The 16551-nt window shown below is 64.5% G+C and carries 12 protein-coding genes; 8 read left to right on the top strand and 4 right to left on the bottom strand.

What is annotated here, in order from left to right; translation table 11 throughout:
* Positions 1 to 14: 14 nt before the first annotated feature.
* Positions 15 to 149: a 50S ribosomal protein L34 gene (gene rpmH, locus ACIQTU_RS02425; RefSeq protein ID WP_003164000.1), complete on the bottom strand. Its 135-nt coding sequence runs from the start codon at positions 147 to 149 to the stop codon at positions 15 to 17.
* Positions 150 to 316: 167 nt separating this feature from the next.
* Here rpmH and ACIQTU_RS02420 point away from each other — a divergent pair, with 167 nt between their 5' ends.
* The 3 genes from ACIQTU_RS02420 (at position 317) to ACIQTU_RS02410 (ending at position 3195) form a co-directional block, all read left to right on the top strand.
* Positions 317 to 1048 (top strand): TVP38/TMEM64 family protein, encoded by a 732-nt coding sequence (locus tag ACIQTU_RS02420; protein WP_400541791.1) that lies wholly within the window; start codon positions 317 to 319, stop codon positions 1046 to 1048.
* Complete coding sequence (locus ACIQTU_RS02415) at positions 1045 to 2541, top strand: sensor histidine kinase (protein ID WP_400541788.1); 1497 nt, start codon at positions 1045 to 1047, stop codon at positions 2539 to 2541. Before ACIQTU_RS02420 ends, ACIQTU_RS02415 begins: the two co-directional genes overlap by 4 nt.
* Before the next feature lie 141 nt (positions 2542 to 2682).
* Entirely contained in the window at positions 2683 to 3195 is a 513-nt protein-coding gene (locus ACIQTU_RS02410) for a cell wall hydrolase (RefSeq protein WP_400541785.1), read from the top strand.
* A gap of 335 nt (positions 3196 to 3530) precedes the next feature.
* On the opposite strand, the gene ACIQTU_RS02405 is transcribed toward ACIQTU_RS02410, so the two are convergent.
* Both ACIQTU_RS02405 and ACIQTU_RS02400 read right to left on the bottom strand, forming a co-directional pair.
* A complete protein-coding gene (locus tag ACIQTU_RS02405) occupies positions 3531 to 4028 on the bottom strand; it encodes a hypothetical protein (protein ID WP_400541782.1) in 498 nt (165 codons plus the stop codon).
* A 111-nt stretch (positions 4029 to 4139) separates the two neighbouring features.
* Positions 4140 to 7136 (bottom strand): TonB-dependent receptor, encoded by a 2997-nt coding sequence (locus ACIQTU_RS02400; protein ID WP_400541779.1) that lies wholly within the window; start codon positions 7134 to 7136, stop codon positions 4140 to 4142.
* Between the two features lie 223 nt (positions 7137 to 7359).
* Between ACIQTU_RS02400 and ACIQTU_RS02395 the strand changes: the two genes are divergently transcribed.
* From ACIQTU_RS02395 to ACIQTU_RS02380, 4 genes are all read left to right on the top strand, one after another.
* The gene (locus ACIQTU_RS02395) at positions 7360 to 9036 is read left to right on the top strand and encodes an FAD-binding dehydrogenase (protein ID WP_400541776.1); all 1677 of its coding nucleotides are present in this window, start codon (positions 7360 to 7362) and stop codon (positions 9034 to 9036) included.
* Positions 9037 to 9060: 24 nt separating this feature from the next.
* Complete coding sequence (locus ACIQTU_RS02390) at positions 9061 to 9939, top strand: bile acid:sodium symporter family protein (protein WP_400541774.1); 879 nt, start codon at positions 9061 to 9063, stop codon at positions 9937 to 9939.
* Between the two features lie 75 nt (positions 9940 to 10014).
* Complete coding sequence (locus tag ACIQTU_RS02385) at positions 10015 to 10545, top strand: PadR family transcriptional regulator (protein WP_400541771.1); 531 nt, start codon at positions 10015 to 10017, stop codon at positions 10543 to 10545.
* 68 nt (positions 10546 to 10613) lie between these two features.
* Positions 10614 to 12218, top strand: a complete 1605-nt coding sequence (locus ACIQTU_RS02380; protein WP_400541768.1) for a M20/M25/M40 family metallo-hydrolase — start codon at positions 10614 to 10616, stop codon at positions 12216 to 12218.
* A gap of 68 nt (positions 12219 to 12286) precedes the next feature.
* On the opposite strand, the gene ACIQTU_RS02375 is transcribed toward ACIQTU_RS02380, so the two are convergent.
* Positions 12287 to 14629, bottom strand: a complete 2343-nt coding sequence (locus ACIQTU_RS02375) for a TonB-dependent receptor (protein WP_400541765.1) — start codon at positions 14627 to 14629, stop codon at positions 12287 to 12289.
* A gap of 291 nt (positions 14630 to 14920) precedes the next feature.
* Between ACIQTU_RS02375 and ACIQTU_RS02370 the strand changes: the two genes are divergently transcribed.
* A complete protein-coding gene (locus tag ACIQTU_RS02370) occupies positions 14921 to 16366 on the top strand; it encodes an aldehyde dehydrogenase family protein (protein WP_400541762.1) in 1446 nt (481 codons plus the stop codon).
* The last annotated feature ends 185 nt before the right edge of the window (positions 16367 to 16551 follow it).

Here is a 16551-nt window from a genome sequence, read left to right as displayed (position 1 = left end):
ATGGGCGCGTGACGTTAGGCCGTCAGGCGCTTACGGCCTTTTGCGCGACGACGCGCAACAATCTTTTGACCGTTCTTGGTGGCCATCCGCGAACGGAAGCCGTGACGGCGCTTGCGCACGAGTCGCGACGGCTGATAGGTCCGCTTCACGTTCGGCTCCAGGGCTACAGGGTTTAGCAACGGACACAGTCATCCGATGCAGGAGGCGGGCGTATAAGCGGCGGCGACGGACGAGTCAACGCCGACAAGCGATCCAGACCGCTGCAACCGGCCTGAATCTTCTAGGGAAGCTGCACAGCGTCGGTTACGGAGCAGGAATGAACCGGGTCAAACGTTTTCTGCCCCTCGCCGTCCTGCTGGCGGCGATCGCCCTGATCTTCGGCATGGGCTGGAACCGCTACCTGTCGCTGGACACCCTGCGCGAGCACGGCGCGGCGTTCCAGGCCCTGGCGGACGAGCACTATATCCTGACCCTGCTGGCCCTGATGCTGACCTTCGCCCTTCTGACCGCCAGCGTGGTGCCGGGCGTGGTCTTCATCACCGTGACGGCCGGCTACCTGTTCGGCCCCTGGGTCGGAGGGGTTTCCACGGCCTTCGCGGCCACCGTGGGCGCACTGGCCATATATTATGTAGGCCGCACCGCCCTGGGCGAATCCCTGCGCCGTCGCGCGGCCCAGGACACCGGCCTGCTGAACAGGGTTTGCGAGGGCGTGGACCGGAACACCTTCTGGTATGTCCTGGTGGCGCGTCTGGTGGTCTCGGTGCCCTTTCACCTTATCAATGTAGCGGCGGGCGTCATGGCCGCGCCCCTCCGCCCCTATATGATCGCCACCTTCATCGGCCTGTTGCCGGCGCACATCATCTATTGCTGGATCGGGTCCGGCCTGAACGAAATCCTGATCCGCGATCCGAACCCCGACCTGCAGAGCCTGTTCGCCCAGTTCATGTGGCCGCTGATGGGCGTTGGTTTCCTGTCGATGCTGCTGCCCCTGGCGCTCAAATTAGTGCAGAAATGGCGAGGTCGGCACGACGGCATGGACGCTGCATGACGGAACGGAACGCGATCGAGACTCGACTGCCCACACGCCCCCGAAATGAGACGGGCCTGGTCGCGCGCCTGTCGGCCGTTCGCCTGCCTCCGGTCTGGCGTGAGCGCCTGACGCCGCGCGCCCCCGACGGCCTATCCAGCCGCCTGCTGCTGTTGACCGTGGCCTTCACCCTGGCCGTCGCCGCCCTCATCATCGTGCCCAGCGCCGCTTCCTTCCAGGAGCGCTGGCTGATGGACCGGCTGCAGGCGGCCGAACTGGCCTCGGTCGGTGTCGAGGCCCTGCCCTATTCCGCCGTCGAGGACTCCACCGCCGAACAGCTGCTCAGCATCGGCGGAGTGCAATCCGTGGTCGTCGGCGAACAGGGCGTGCGGCGCCTGCTGCTGCAAGCCCCCAACCTGCCCCGCGCCCCTGATCTGATCGACCTGCGCCAGCGCAATGTCGGCGCCCGACTGCTGGACCCGTGGAAGACCCTGTTCGGCCACCCCGACCGCTCGCTGCGGGTTCAGGCCAAGCCGCGCTATCGCTCGGGCGACTTCATCGAGATCCTGGCCCCGGCCCAGCCGCTGAAGACCGAGCTTAAAACCTTCCTGCTGAACAGCCTGATCATGTCGCTGCTGATCGCCGTGGTCGCCGGCGGTCTGCTCTACGCCAGCCTGTCCTTCCTGGTCCTGGCCCCGCTGCGCCGGGTGACGCGCTCGATCGAACGGTTCGCCGCCGACCCCGAAAGCCCCGCCGAGACGCCGTCCGACCGTCACGACGAGATCGGCCGGGTCGAGCGCGAGCTGGCGCGGATGCAAGAGGAAGTGCGCCAATCGCTGCGCTCGCGCGCCCGTCTGGTGGCCCTGGGCGAGGCGGTGGCCAAGATCAACCACGACCTGCGCAATATGCTGACCTCGGCCCAGATGGCGTCCGAGCGTCTGTCCAGCTCGTCGGACCCCCTGGTGGCCAAGGCTCTGCCCCGGCTGGAGCGGGCGCTCGGCCGCGCCGCCGCCCTGGCCCGCAACGTGCTGGAATACGGGAAATCCGAAGAGGCCGCGCCGCAACTGCAGAAGATGCTGCTGGCCCGTGTCGTCGCCGTCGCCGCCGAGGACGCAGGACTGGAGGAGGACGGCGTGCGCCTGGTCCGCAACCTGCCCGCCCGCCTGACCGTCAGGGCCGACAGCGACCAGATGCATCGCATCCTGGTCAATCTGATGCGCAACGCCCGCCAGGCCATCGAGAGCGACCCCGCGCGCGAGCGGAAGGGCCGGATCACCGTCCGCGCCGAGGCCCGCGACGGCCTCGTCGTCCTGCACGTCATCGACGACGGCCCCGGCATTCCCGAACGCCTTGCCGGACGGCTGTTCGAACCCTTTGTCAGCGGTCGCGCGTCAGAAGGCACCGGCCTGGGCCTGACCATCTCGCGCGAACTGGCGGCCAACCACGGCGGCGAGCTACGGCTGCTGGACACCGGGCCGGAGGGCACGACCTTCGAACTGCGCCTGCCGGCCTGACCGCTTGCCTGACCGCCGGCTTGGCCCCGGGCTGAGGATCGCCGCTCGCCATCGCAGAAGGCCGCAACCATAGGCCGCCGGAAGGCCTTGGTGTAGTTAGCGTCTGAACGTCACGTCGACCCGCGCCAGGAGGGCGCCGCCATGACCCACCGCCTGCTTCGCACCGCCTTCATGGCCCTCACCGCCGCCCTGGCGGCGCAGACCGCCCTGGCGGCGCAGACCGCCCTGGCGCAGACCGGCGACAAGGCCGCCAAGCCGGGCGCTTCTGCGCAGATCGCTCCGAGCGACCCTGTGGCCGACCTGTTGCGCCGTCAGGGCGAGCGCTATCACCGCGCCCCGGATTCAGCCCAGGATCCCGACGAGTTGCGCCAGACCCAGGCGATGAACGATGAAATCGTCGCCCAGAACGATCTGGCCGAGAGCGAGGACCGCGCCAACGCCGCCGCCTACGCCCGCGGACAGGCCCGCTATCAGGCCGAGCTTGAAGCAGCCGAGGCTGAGCGTCTGCGCTATGAATCCGATTTGAGCACCGCCGCCCGAGCCCAGGACGACTACGAGCGGCAGATGGCTGACTGGCGCGCCACGGTCGCCGCCTGCGAACGCGGCGACCGGAGGCGCTGCAACGCCGGACGTCAAGCTGCGACGCCGCACTAGGCCTGGTGAAAGGCCCCCGAGAGGCGTGAACGCCCGTTGGGGCCTTCGCCCGCCGCAGTCCTCGCGGCCAGGAGAAGGGCGCACACAGGGCGGCTTCGATGGAGGCGAAGACGTCCCATCAGCCTATGCCTCGAGACAGGCAGCCGTACTCGCATGCCGCGCCCTTCGCCGGCGCTCGGCTCCATCTCGCTACAGCATGTGCGTCGCCCCGCGACGCCTGTTTCAACGCCGCCAGCGGACGCGAGCCGCCAAGACCGTACAGAGGCACAACCCGCACAAATGAAGAGTGGCGACAATGATTGCCGCCACTCCATTAGATTAAAAGTATAAAAAATTTAGATCAGCTGCACGTTCGAAACAACGCTTCCGCTGACAACATAACAACCGGTCGGCGTACCGCCAGCATAAGTCCCATCGATCAGCTCATCATTATCAAAGATGATTTCCGAGCCGCCCGATGGCAGATTAACAACGTCAGCAACAACCCAACCCTTGCATGGCGTGCCAATGATCGTATTGGCGCCAAGATAGATAACAATCTGGTTGTAGTTTCCGGGAATGGTTTCCGCATGCCAGGTCGAGTACGGCGTAACAGCCCACCCACACGTAATGCTGGGACCGGGAGAGAACGTCTTGGACGTAATATTGATAAGCGACGAAGAAGCGATAGTTCCGCCAAGGCTAACGTTACAAGTAGCGCCCGCGCTGTTCAGCAACGCAACATTACCGCTCGCGCTAAAAGAGCCAGACGAAGGAGAAAAACTTTGAGCAGATACAGAACCCGCTGCCGCCATCATGGCCACAGCAGCAACAACCGTGGATAGCATCTTCATAACAAATGTCCTTCCAGTCATTGAGAAACCAAATCTATAATTAGATAAGGCAGCAAACGATAACACCAGAGGTTGAAGTCATGCAAATTATAATTTTACACGACCTGCAATTTAAAATTTCTTGGTTACTGAAAACCCATAGAAACGCGGATCAAGAGTAAACACATTTGTAGTTAATCCTGTGTCATCACTATTAATAAAAGCATCCGTGATAGGCGCATCATCAAGAGCGTTCTTTACGTATGCCTGCAAGACAACGTTACTGTTAACGTTTTCAACGGTCAGAGATAGATTAACATTATCCCAAGACCGGATGACGTCGTGATGCGTATTAAAGATGCGGAAATAGCTGTCATCCTGCCAATAGTAGTCAGCCCTCAGGGTCGCATCCCAGCCGCCGGCCGAAACGGTATACTGAGTGCCTATATTTGCCGTCCACCGCGGGGAATTAGGCAGCTCATTGCCGCTGAGATCGGCGTCAAAGCCGCGGCCGAAATTCGGCGCATCCACAAATGGATCATATTGGAAGCCGAACCTCTGCCAGAGCGGCAGAATAGAAGGATAGTTGGGACTGAAGCTGCCCGATCGCGCAGACCCGCCACATAGCGCCTGCATATAGAGCGCCGTCTGCTCGCCCAGATTGCCCGCCAGAACGGTTTCCACATGCTTCGCGGGCGCGATGCAATTCGACGGGACCTGAAGCCACGGCCGCAAGACCACCCAGTCACTATTCCCCTGGGTCCGGTCCATCACATCTATAGATTTCTCACCATCTGCAATCTTGGTTTTCAGATACCCAAGATTGGCGTCGATGCGCCATGCATGCGTTATATTTGCCGACAGTTCGAACTCAGCCCCCCAGATCGTTGCATCGAAATTCTCATTGAGAGAAATTCTGTCCACAATCTGAGAAACTTGATAATCCTTGTAGTCATAATAGAACGCGGTGGCGTTTAACCTTACTCGTCCATCATGAAGCGTGTTTTTCGTGCCCAACTCAAAGGCATTGACGTACTCAGGCTCGAAGCTCTCAGCGAGCGGCATATACTGAAGAACCTTGGGGTTGATATCCACGCGAGGCGGATTCATCCCACCGCCCTTATAACCCCGCGAGTATGAGGCATAGACCAGCGTATCATCAGTAAAGGAAAGCTCCGGCTTCCAGTCTACGACAAAACGACCCGTCACAGCCTGCCAGGACTGCTTGACCTTTTCAGCCTCAGGATAACCCCTGCTGACGTAGCCGCCAGAAATTGGCCCCGAGGCGCCCGACGCCAGCGCGCCCAGCAGAAGCTGGCTCGGGATAGGCGTGGTCTCCTTCGCATCGTCGGTATACCGGAGCCCCGCCGTCAGGCGCAGGCTGGGCGCAACCTGCCAGTAGGCCTCGCCAAAGACCCCATATGAACGAATGCTCACCAGGTTTCGGCTTCTGAAATAATTGTGCCCGTCCCCAGCCAAGTTCGAGATCGACGAGGTATCGACGTAGACGCACTCCCTATTCGCAGGGAAGGCGGCGTCACACGGGAGCGTAGCCAAGCCCTTGGTCGCCAGAACAGTCAGATTCTGATCTCTATTGTAAAAATACTCTGCAATATACGAAAATAGATTGCTGAATACGTAATAGTTATCCTCAGTTTCAAAATCTAAATAGTTTGCACCTATATTGAAATTGAACACTCCGTCAAATTTTGACGACGCCCGGAATTCCTGGCTGAATTGATTGTTATCCGACTGACTCAGGTCAGCAGAAAGAAGGCGATTAGACAGACCGAGCTGGGGGTCATTATAATATCCGCCAGGAGTCGTGTAGTTCGTCTGCAGAGGTTGACCGCTCTGCCTTCTCAATGGCGTCGTCGAGTCTGCGAAAATTGGATTACTGACAAATCTATTGTAATCTTGAGTCGAGAAATAATCATCTTTCGAGTATGCCGTCTGAGAATACAGAGTCACACCATCAGTCAACTCGTACTCCAAGTTCAGCTGCACAACATCATTTGATGCTTTGAACTTGGGATCGTAAGAGGTGGATATTTCTCTCAAATTTCGCGACTGAACAATGCCAAGATACGGGTCCTTCGCATAGTCGACCGCCATAAGAAGGACTTTGGGATCGAAGTTGGAAACCCCCTGACGGTTCCCAAGGCTAATTTGTCCAGCCTGGAAAACATGCGCAAATGACCCGCCATTCGGCGCACCATAGGCGGAGTCTCCATAGAGCCCCCCAGGCAAGCACCCTTGGCTGAGGCGGTTTTGCGTCAGGACGTTAGGCACATTCTGCGCCCCGACGCGGCTGAGGCCCGGATCGCGATTACACAACTGCTTGCCCGTACGGGACCGATTGTCGTCTTCGCCAAAATGCTCCCAGATCAGGTTGGCGCTGAATCGGTCACTGGGCTCCCACGCCGCCGACAGACGGGTTGAGTAGAGATCACGACCATTCACCCGGGTATCAAGGAAGGTGTTGTGGTCGAAGCCGTCACGCTTGGTCAACGACGCCGCCGCCCGCACCCAGAAGGTGTCGGTCAGCGGGATGTTGACCATCATCTGACCCCGTACCGATCCGTAGTTGCCGGCCTCAGCCTTCAACATGGCGTCAAAGTCTGGCCCAGGCAGGTTGGGGATCATGTTGACGACCCCTGCGGTGGCGTTTCGGCCATAGAGCGTGCCCTGCGGGCCCCGCAGGACCTCAACCCGGTTCACGTCCAGGTACTCCTGCTCGAACAAACGATTTCGGATCAGCGGCGTATTGTTGAAGCTGACCGCCACAGCCGGGTCGGACGACGCCGAAACCGCCTTGGTCCCGATCCCGCGGATCGAGAAGTTGTACATGGAGAAGTTGTTCTTGGAGAAACTGACGTTGGGAATGGCCCGCATCAGCTCCGAACCGCCATCGATCTTCATCGCATCCAGGGTCTCGGCCGAGAAGGCGGACACCGCGATCGGCACGTCCTGAATAGATTCCTCTCGCTTCTGGGCTGTGACGATGATGTCGTCGACTGCTGTGGCAGAGCCATCCTGAGCAGTCTGGGCCAATGCCGGCGCCGCGATGCACAAGGCCAGAAGCGACACGGTTGCAGCCAGCCGCGCATGAACGACGGATGTCGCCATTGAGAACCCTCCCCAGGGTGCGGCCCGTTCCCCAACGGGTTCCGCAACGTTTCCACGCCGCCGAATAATTCCGCGAGCCGGGGCGGCGCCGGCAGCGGTTAGTCTCAGACGATCACGCTACTCACCTACCTGTCAATACATATTAACACGCGTGTACGCCAAGGAAACCCTCGTTTCATACTGACATTCATGTTAGCTATGCAGCAGCAGCGGAGCTATAGGTATGGACGCGGACGTCATTGTAGTGGGCGGGGGACTGGCGGGACTGGTCGCCGCCAATGAACTGGTTCAGGCCGGCAAGCGAGTGGCCCTGGTCGATCAGGAGAATCCTGCAAATCTCGGCGGACAGGCCTTCTGGTCCTTCGGCGGGCTTTTTCTGGTCAACTCGCCGGAGCAGCGGAAGCTGGGCGTGCGCGACAGCTTGGACCTGGCCTGGCGCGACTGGCGGGGCAGCGCAGGCTGGGACCGGCTGGACGGCGCCATGGCCGAGGACGAATGGGCGGTGCGGTGGGCCCGCGCCTATGTCGAGTTCGCCGCTGGCGAAAAGCGATCCTGGCTGAAGCAGCACGACATCAGCCTGACCCCCATGGTCGGTTGGGCCGAACGCGGCTGCGGACAGGCGTTCGGGCACGGCAATTCCGTGCCGCGCTTCCATGTCGCCTGGGGCACTGGAACCGGGGTATCGGAGCCCTTTGTGGATCGCGCACGGGCGGCAGCCAGGGACGGACGCCTGACCTTCCACCACCGTCGCCGGGTCGATCAGCTGCTGGTCGAGGGGGGACGGGTCACAGGGGTAACCGGCGCGATCCTGGCCGCCGACGAGGCGCCGCGCGGCGCACCCTCGAACCGGCAGGTCATCGGCGATTTCACCCTGAGGGCCGGAGCGGTCGTTCTGGCCTCGGGCGGCATCGGCGGCGACCATGACAAGGTGCGGCGCTTCTGGCCCGATCGCCTTGGGTCGCCGCCCAGGTCGATGATCACGGGGGTGCCCGCCTATGTTGACGGACGGATGCTGGACATCTCAGCCGAGGCCGGCGCGCGGCTCGTGAACCGCGACCGTATGTGGCACTATGTCGAGGGGGTGCAGAACTGGGACCCGATCTGGCCCCGGCACGCCATCCGCATCCTGCCCGGCCCGTCGCCCCTGTGGCTGGACGCCCTCGGGCGGCGGCTGCCGTGGCCCGCCCTGCCCGGCCATGACACCATGGCCACGCTGAAGCATCTGCGGACGACGCCGGATCTGGCCGAGCATGACCACTCCTGGTTCATCGTCAGCCAGAAAATCCTGGAAAAGGAATTCGCCCTGTCGGGCTCCGAGCAGAACCTCGACATCACCGAGCGCAAGCTGCTGAAGGTGCTGATGTCGCGACTGGGCAAGGGCGCGCCGCCTGCGGTGGACGCCTTCAAGCACAAGGGCGCCGACTTCGTCTTCGCCGATGATCTGGAGACCCTGGTCGCCAGGATGAACGGCCTGACCGAACGCCCCCTGCTGGACCCGGCCCTGGTCCGCCGCCAGGTCGAAGACCGCGACGCCCAGATGGACAATCCCTACGCCAAGGATTTCCAGATCATGAGCATCCACAACAGCCGCCGCTATCTGGGCGACAGGCTGGCGCGGACGGCGACGCCGCATCGCCTGCTGGACCCCAGGGCCGGCCCGCTGATCGGGGTCAGGCTGCACGTCCTGACCCGCAAGTCCCTGGGCGGACTTCAGACAGACCTGTCGAGCCAGGTGCTGAAGGCGGACGGCACGCCGTTCGAGGGACTATACGCCGCAGGCGAGGCGGCGGGTTTCGGCGGCGGCGGATTACATGGTTACAATGCGCTGGAAGGCACCTTCCTCGGCGGGTGCATCTTCTCGGGCCGGGCGGCGGGACGCGCTCTCGCCGGTCGGGTTTGAGGGTTCTCGGGGGAGGAAGAGACCATGGATTCACCCTTGGCCATGATCGGTCTGCCGGTCGCGCTGGGCGTCATCATGTTCGGGCTCGGGCTGGACCTGACGCCAGGCGATTTCGGCCGCATCGGCAAACGGCCCAAGGCGGTCGCCCTGGCCCTGGCCTGCCAGCTGCTGCTTCTGCCCGCCGTCTGTTTCGGCCTGGTGCTGCTGTTCCGCCTGCCGCCGGTTCTGGCGGTGGGGATGATGCTGCTGGCGGCCTCGCCCGGCGGGACCACGGCCAATCTCTACAGCCACCTGTTCCGAGGCGACGTGGCCCTGAACATCAGCCTGACCGCGATCAACTCGGTCATCGCGGTCCTGACCCTGCCGGTGATCGTCAACCTGTCGATCGCCTGGTTCCAGCCGGGCGACATGACGGTAGGGCTGCAGCTGAAGAAGACCATCGAGGTCTTCATGATCGTGCTGGCGCCGGTCTGTCTGGGCATGCTGGTGCGCGGCTTAAAACCCGGCTTCGCCCGCGCCATGGACAAGCCGGTGCGGCTGGCCTCGGTCGTCATCCTGACCCTGGTGATCGCCGGGGCGGTCGTGTCCAACTTCGCCGTTCTGAAGGACGACTTCATCGCCCTGGCCGGCATCGTCGTCAGCTTCTGCATCCTCAGCCTGGGCATAGGCTTCATCGTCCCGCGCCTGTTCCGCATCAACCGCGAACAGTCGATCGCCAGCGCCTTCGAGGTCGGCTTGCACAACGCCACCCTGGCCATCGTCATCGCCGAGTCGGTGCTGGCGGTCCCGGACATGTCCCTGCCGGCGGCGGTCTATGGCGTGCTGATGTTCCCGCTGGCGGCGGTGTTCGGCCTGCTGATCTCGCGCAAAGGGGCGCTCAAGACGGCCGTCGCCGAGAGCTGAGACTTCACGACCAGGGTGGTCTCGGCGGGGTTCACGTCTAAAGTCCCGCTTCGCACGACCACCGCCGAGAAGCCGATGTCCCTGCCGCACGCCCTGCTGACCGCCCTGACCGAACACCCCGGTTCAGGGTCTGAGCTGGCCGGCCGGTTCGACCGGTCGATCGGCTACTTCTGGCAGGCGACGCACCAGCAGATCTATCGCGAGTTGGCCCGGCTGGAGGCCGCCGGCTGGATCGAAGCCCTGCCGGTCGAGGGCGCACGCGGGCGCAAGCGGCGCTATCGTGTGCTGGCGGCCGGCCGCGACGAACTGCAACGCTGGGTGGCCGAGCGCCAGGACGTCCTGCCGATCCGCGACGAGCTGATGGTCCGGTTGCGCGCCGAAGCCATCGTCGGCCCCACCGACCTGGTCGAGACCCTGGAGCAGCTGGCGGCCCAGCATCGCCAGAAGCTGACGACCTATCAGGCCATCGACGCCCGCGACTTTCCCCGTGAACCCGAGGCCAGGGGCCAGAAGCTGCAGCATCTCGTGCTCAAAGCCGGCCTGACCTACGAAAGCCAGCGCCTCGCCTTCTGCGAAGAAGCCATCGCCATCCTGCGCGCCGGCTAGCGTCTCGGTTTGCAGCGCGCCGCTTCATGGCGTCTTATGCCCGCCTGTACATTCCTGGGGGTTTTCACATGAAACATCTGCTCGTCGGGCTGTCGGCCCTGTGCATCGCCACGCCTGCGCTGGCCCAATCGGTCGACCGGGTCGCCATCAACGGCATCATCGATCAGGGCCTGAACCACAGCGAGGTCATGCAGACCGCCGCCTATCTGACCGACCGGATCGGCGGGCGGATGACCAACTCGCCGCAGATGCGTCAAGCCGAGCAGTGGAGCCAGCAGCGCTTCCGCGACTGGGGCCTGTCCAACGTCCGCGCCGAAGGCTTCGAGTTCGGACGGGGCTGGTCCATCGTCCGTTCCAGCGCGCGCATGACGGCGCCGCGCCCGATCGAACTGCGCGCCATTCCGGTGGCCTGGACGCCCTCGACCAATGGAACCATCAGCGCCGTCGTCGTCGTCGCCCCGATCACCAGGGTCGAGGACTTCGACAAGTGGCGCGGCAAGCTGGCGGGCAAGATCGTCATGCTGTCCCGGCCCGACACGGGCTCCGAGCCGACCGAGCCGGCCTTCCGTCGCTGGACCGACGCCGAGTTGCGCGACCGCAACACCTATGTCCAGCCGCAGCATTCGCCGGCCTCGGCCGAACGCCAGCTGAAGACGGCTGATTTCACCGCCCGCCTCGACGCCTTCCTGGCCGAGGAAGGCGCCCTGGCCTGGGTGAAGATGTCCCAGCGCGACGGCGGCCTGCTGCACGGCACCGGCTACACCTACCAGGTCGGCGCCACGCCCAAGCTGCCGGGCATGGAGATCGCCGCCGAGGACTATCGTCGCCTCGCCCGTCTGGCCCTGACTGACACGCCGCCGATGCTGTCGCTGCTCAGCGAAGTCCAGTTCCATGATGAAGACGTCAACGCCTACAATATCCTGGCCGACATTCCCGGCTCGGACCGCTCCGGCGAATACGTCATGGCGGGCGCCCACCTCGACAGCTGGGTCGCCTCGGACGGGGCCCAGGACAACGCCGCGGGCAGCGCCGTCGTCATGGAGGCCGCCCGCATCCTGTCGCAGCTGAAGGTCAAGCCCAAGCGCACCATCCGCTTCGCCCTATGGAACGGCGAGGAACAGGGCATCCTGGGGTCGCTGGCCTATGTCGACCGCTATCTGGCCACCCGCGCGCCATCGTCGGACCCGGCCCTGGCCGCCCTGCCCAACAACCGCACCTGGCGGAACCGCTGGCCGGTCGAGCCGCGCCCCGGCTATCGCGACCTGGTCGCCTACTTCAACCTGGACAACGGCTCGGGCAAGATCCGCGGCATCAACGCCGAGGGCAATGTCGCTGCCGCCCCCATCTTCCAGGAATGGCTGGCCCCCTTCGCCAGCATGGGCGCCACCACCGTGTCGCTGCGTCCTTCGGGCGGCACGGACCACGTCTATATGCAGACGGTGGGCGTGCCCGGATACCAGTTCATCCAGGACCCGCTCGACTATTCCAGCCGCATCCACCACACCAGCATCGACAGCTACGACCACCTGAAGCCCGAAGACCTGCGTCAGGCGGCGGTCATCCTGGCCAGCTTCCTGCTGAACGCGGCCAACCGCGACACGCCCCTGCCGCGCATGCCCCTGCCCACCCAGCCGACACCGACCGATCCGTTCGAATATCCGGCAGCGGACTGAGGCTGATCCCCAACGCAAAAACCCCGCAGCAGAAGCTGCGGGGTCCATGCCTGATCTGAAGTCGCGGCTCAGTACTTCAGCGCCAGCTCCAGGCCGAAGGTGCGCGGCGTGTTGAAGTTGCCGTAGTCGCCGATCGTCGCCCGGTTCGACGGATCGCGGCGATAGACATACTGCTCGTTGAGCAGGTTGCGCGACCACAGCGACACCGTGGCCAGAGGACCGCCGGGACGCGTGGCGATGTCGGCCAGGGCCAGACGGGCGTTGACGATGAAGGAGCTGTCGTTCTTCAGCTCGAACTGGTCGAAGGCCTGTGTCGCGTCCGCGTAGTTGGCGTCCACATGGGCCTTGAAGGTCGCCCCGAACAGCGGCGCCGTATAGTCGGCGGCCAGGTTGAAGGCGTTCTTCGGGGTGAAGGCGATGAAGACCTGCTGGACCACGCCGTTGAACGGGTTGCGCGTCGGCGGCACCTCGGCGTCCGTATAGGCGTAGGAGGCCGACAGGGTCAGGCCGTCAGTGACCTGCATCAGGCCTTCCAGTTCCACGCCCTTGATCTTGGTCGTGCCGGGAGCGTTGATCGTTTCCAGCGTGTTGCGCGTCGAGGCGCCGGTGACAGTCACCAGGCTGAAGTCGATCTGGCTGTCTTCACGCTCCGAGTAGAAGGCGGCGGCGTTCACGCGCAGGCGATGTTCCAGCCAGTCGCTCTTCAGACCCAGTTCGTAGGAGGTCAGGTCTTCCGGGCCGAACGAGCGATAGGTCAGCGAGCGCGAGCTGGCGCCGCCGGCGCGGTAGCCGGTGGCGTATTTGGCGTAGACGTTGACGTCATTGCTGACGTCATAGGCCACGGTCACCATCGGGTTGAAGCGTTCGTTCTTCTCGTTGAAGGTGAAGTTGGTCGCGGCGTTGTTGACCTTGGACAGGACGCCCGACTTGTCGTCCCAGGTGAAGCGACCGCCGGCGGTGATGTGCAGGGCGTCGCTCAGAACCGCGGGGGTCCAGGTCGCCTGACCGTAGACAGCCTTGGATTCGGACTCGGCGCGGCTGGCGCGGTCGATCGAGCGGAAGCCGCGGATGGTCGGGGTCGGGTCCAGGATGGTGTAACCGGTGCCGTCCGCGTTCCACCTGTTGGTCGACGGCGTCGCGGCGTCGTCCGAGGCGGTTTCCTTGAAGTAGTAGAGGCCGCCGACGTAGTCGATGCGGTCGCCCAGCGAACCGACCGCCTGGAACTCCTGGCTGAACTGGTGCTGCCACAGGCCAGCCAGCGAGTAGCGGCTGAAGTTGGCGTTGGGGCCAACGACCGGCGGACGGTGGGCGCCGGCGATGTTGTCGTACTGCTCGACGTCGACTTCGCGGTAGGCCGTGATCGAGCGCAGTTCCAGATTGTCGTTCGGACGATACGACAGGTGCAGGTCCACGCCGCGGGTGTCGTCGACGCTCCACTGCTGCGGCGTGCCGATATCGGCCCGCTTCATGATGCTGTCGCCGTTGACCTGAACGATCGGGGCCAGGGCGCGGATGCTGCCCTTGGGCACGCTGGTCGAGGCCCAGGGCACGACGGTCAGGCCGTCGGGATTGAAGTTCAGCAGTTGGCTGTAGAAGGGAGTGTTCTTGTCCTTGCCGATGTCGGCGGCCAGGTCGGCGGTGAAGCGATCGTTCGGGGTCCAGCGGACCTGGCCGCGCAGGCCGCGACGGTCATAGGCGCCGAAGCCTTCCTCGCCCGGAAGGATGTTCTTGGTGACCGGCCCCTGGACCGAGATCACGCCGTCCATCTTGATCGCGAAGTCGCCGATGGCGTCGAAATCGACGTGCAGTTCGCTGTTGTAGGCGCTCAGGTTGCCGACGCCGGCCTTGGCGCGCATGCCGAACTCGCCCGTCGGCTTGCGCGTCACGAGCGACAGGGCGCCGCCCTCGGTGTTGCGGCCGAACAGGGTGCCTTGCGGGCCCTTCAGGACCTCGATGCGCTCGACGTCGAGCAGGGCGGCGCCGAGGCCGTGCTGGCGACCCAGATAGACCCCGTCGACATAGACGCCGACGCCCTGTTCGCGGGCGGGCTGGTTGGCGTCGTTCGGCACGATGCCGCGAATGCCGATGGTCAGGGCCGACTGGCGAGCTTCAAAGGTCGCGATGCGCAGGCCGGGCACGGCGCCGTCGGCCAGGTCCATCAGGCTCTGCACGTGGCGGTCTTCCATCGCCTCGCTGTTCATCACCGAGATGGCGATGGGCGTCTTCTGCAGGTTGGTGGCGCGCTTGGTCGCCGTCACCACCACGTCGGGCAGCTGCGTCTCGGACAGGGCGCCGGCGGCGGCCACGGCCTCCGGGGCGGGCTCTTCAGCGCCCGGCGCACCAGCCTGGGCCTGTCCGGCGAGAGCGAAGGAAAGCGCAGCCAGCGAAACGGCCGATGCAAAGCGTATCATGTGGGATCCCCTCCTCGCGCTTCGTGCGTCGAGTTGATGGGGCGTTTAGTCGCACTCGGTGAAGCGCCCGCGACCGATGGGCGGCGCCGACGCGACAGCTTGGCGGCGGTTTCACTACGATCGATCCGCTCACGGACAGGCGCCGGCGTCCGTCAGCCTGGGGCGCCGAGCACTCACCCACCGGACGACATCATCGGGGTCCATTAGAGAGCGAGGAAGCGAATTTTACGGCTTGCCGGAGGCGCCATTCATGGGCGACGACGGAACGAAGTCTTCTCAAGGATCGCCCGCATGACGACCGCCCCTCTTTCGCTCAGCCACTGGATCGACGGCGAAAAGGTCGCCGCTGACCGCCCGGCCGAGAGCCTGAACCCGTCCGACGTGCGCGAGGTCGTGGCGCGAACGCCGCAGGGCGGCGTAGCCGAGGTCGACGCAGCCGTGGCCGCCGCCAAGGCGGCCTTCCCCGCCTGGTCCGAGGCCTCGCCCGAGGTGCGCTCCGACGTGCTGGACCGGGCCGGAACCCTGCTGATGGAGCGCCGCGAGGCGGTCGGCGAACTGCTGTCGCGCGAAGAGGGCAAGACCCTGGCGGAGGGGATCGGCGAGACGGCGCGCGCCGCTCGCATCCTGAAATACTTCGCCGGAGAAGCCCTGCGTCTGCACGGTCAGAACCTGGCCTCGACCCGCCCGGAGGTCGAGGTGCAGACCTATCGCCAGCCGGTCGGGGTGTTCGGCTTGATCACGCCTTGGAACTTCCCCATCGCCATCCCGGCGTGGAAGGCGGCACCCGCCCTGGCCTTTGGCAACACCGTGGTGCTGAAGCCCGCCGGCCACACCCCCGCCACCGCCGAAGCCCTGGTCGCCATCCTGCATGAAGCGGGCCTGCCCAAGGGTGTGCTGAACATGGTCGTCGGTCGCGGCGACGTGGGTCAGGCCATCGTCGATCACCTCGACGTCGACGGCGTCAGCTTCACCGGCTCGCAGAACGTCGGCGCGGGCGTCGCGGCAGGCGCCGTCGCGCGTCAGGCCCGCGTGCAACTGGAGATGGGCGGCAAGAACCCGCTGATCGTACTGAACGACGCCGATCTGGAGCGGGCCGTGGCCATCGCTCTGGACGGCAGCTTCTTCGCCACGGGCCAGCGTTGCACAGCGTCCAGCCGCCTGATCGTACAGGACGGCATCCACGACCGCTTCGTCGCCCTGCTGGCCGAACGGGTCGCGACCCTGCGCGTCGGCGGCGCGCTGGATCCCAACACTCAGATCGGCCCGGCGGTCAGCGAGGACCAGCGTGAGACCTCCTACCGCTACATCGACATCGCCCGCTCTGAAGGCGGCCGGATCGTCGCGGGCGGCGAGCGCCTGAACCTCGATGCGCCCGGCTGGTACGTCCAGCCCACCCTGATCTCCGACACCGACGCCTCGTCACGGATCAACAACGAGGAAGTCTTCGGTCCCGTCGCCTCGACCATCCGGGTCAAGTCCTACGAAGAGGCCCTGGCCGTCGCCAATGGCGCCGAATTCGGCCTGTCGGCGGGCATCGTCACCCAGTCGCTGAAACACGCCCGCGACTTCCAGCGCCGCGCCAAGGCCGGCATGACCATGGTCAACCTGCCGACCGCCGGGGTCGATTATCACGTGCCCTTCGGCGGCACGAAGAAATCCAGCTATGGCGCCCGCGAGCAGGGCTTCGCCGCCGCCGACTTCTTCACCCAGATCAAGACCAGCTACAGCGCGGGATAGGTTTCCCTGAGGTCGTTGACCACCTGACCTGCGACGCCCGATGCCGATGCCTCAAGCTTACCTGTCATGGGCAGGAAGCAGGCGTCCGCTCGCCTGGCCCACCGGACTCGTCCTCACCGCACGCGAGGGGGCTTCCGGCTGCGGCAAGCAGCAAGCCCAACCGCCAAGCGCGGCTTGCCGCATTT

The organism is Brevundimonas sp. NPDC090276, from assembly GCF_044772165.1.
Lineage (GTDB): Bacteria > Pseudomonadota > Alphaproteobacteria > Caulobacterales > Caulobacteraceae > Brevundimonas.
Note: the sequence above shows the minus strand (reverse complement) of the source record. Positions and strands in the feature narration are given on the sequence as shown.

What these genes read in the sequence shown, in the direction of transcription:
- ACIQTU_RS02420 (WP_400541791.1), top strand. Translation starts at nt 317, where the DNA reads ATGAACCGGGTCAAACGTTTTCTGCCCCTCGCCGTCCTGCTGGCGGCG.
- ACIQTU_RS02415 (WP_400541788.1), top strand. Translation starts at nt 1,045, where the DNA reads ATGACGGAACGGAACGCGATCGAGACTCGACTGCCCACACGCCCCCGA.
- ACIQTU_RS02410 (WP_400541785.1), top strand. Translation starts at nt 2,683, where the DNA reads ATGACCCACCGCCTGCTTCGCACCGCCTTCATGGCCCTCACCGCCGCC.
- ACIQTU_RS02405 (WP_400541782.1), bottom strand. Translation starts at nt 4,028, where the DNA reads ATGAAGATGCTATCCACGGTTGTTGCTGCTGTGGCCATGATGGCGGCA.
- ACIQTU_RS02400 (WP_400541779.1), bottom strand. Translation starts at nt 7,136, where the DNA reads ATGGCGACATCCGTCGTTCATGCGCGGCTGGCTGCAACCGTGTCGCTT.
- ACIQTU_RS02395 (WP_400541776.1), top strand. Translation starts at nt 7,360, where the DNA reads ATGGACGCGGACGTCATTGTAGTGGGCGGGGGACTGGCGGGACTGGTC.
- ACIQTU_RS02390 (WP_400541774.1), top strand. Translation starts at nt 9,061, where the DNA reads ATGGATTCACCCTTGGCCATGATCGGTCTGCCGGTCGCGCTGGGCGTC.
- ACIQTU_RS02385 (WP_400541771.1), top strand. Translation starts at nt 10,015, where the DNA reads ATGTCCCTGCCGCACGCCCTGCTGACCGCCCTGACCGAACACCCCGGT.
- ACIQTU_RS02380 (WP_400541768.1), top strand. Translation starts at nt 10,614, where the DNA reads ATGAAACATCTGCTCGTCGGGCTGTCGGCCCTGTGCATCGCCACGCCT.
- ACIQTU_RS02375 (WP_400541765.1), bottom strand. Translation starts at nt 14,629, where the DNA reads ATGATACGCTTTGCATCGGCCGTTTCGCTGGCTGCGCTTTCCTTCGCT.
- ACIQTU_RS02370 (WP_400541762.1), top strand. Translation starts at nt 14,921, where the DNA reads ATGACGACCGCCCCTCTTTCGCTCAGCCACTGGATCGACGGCGAAAAG.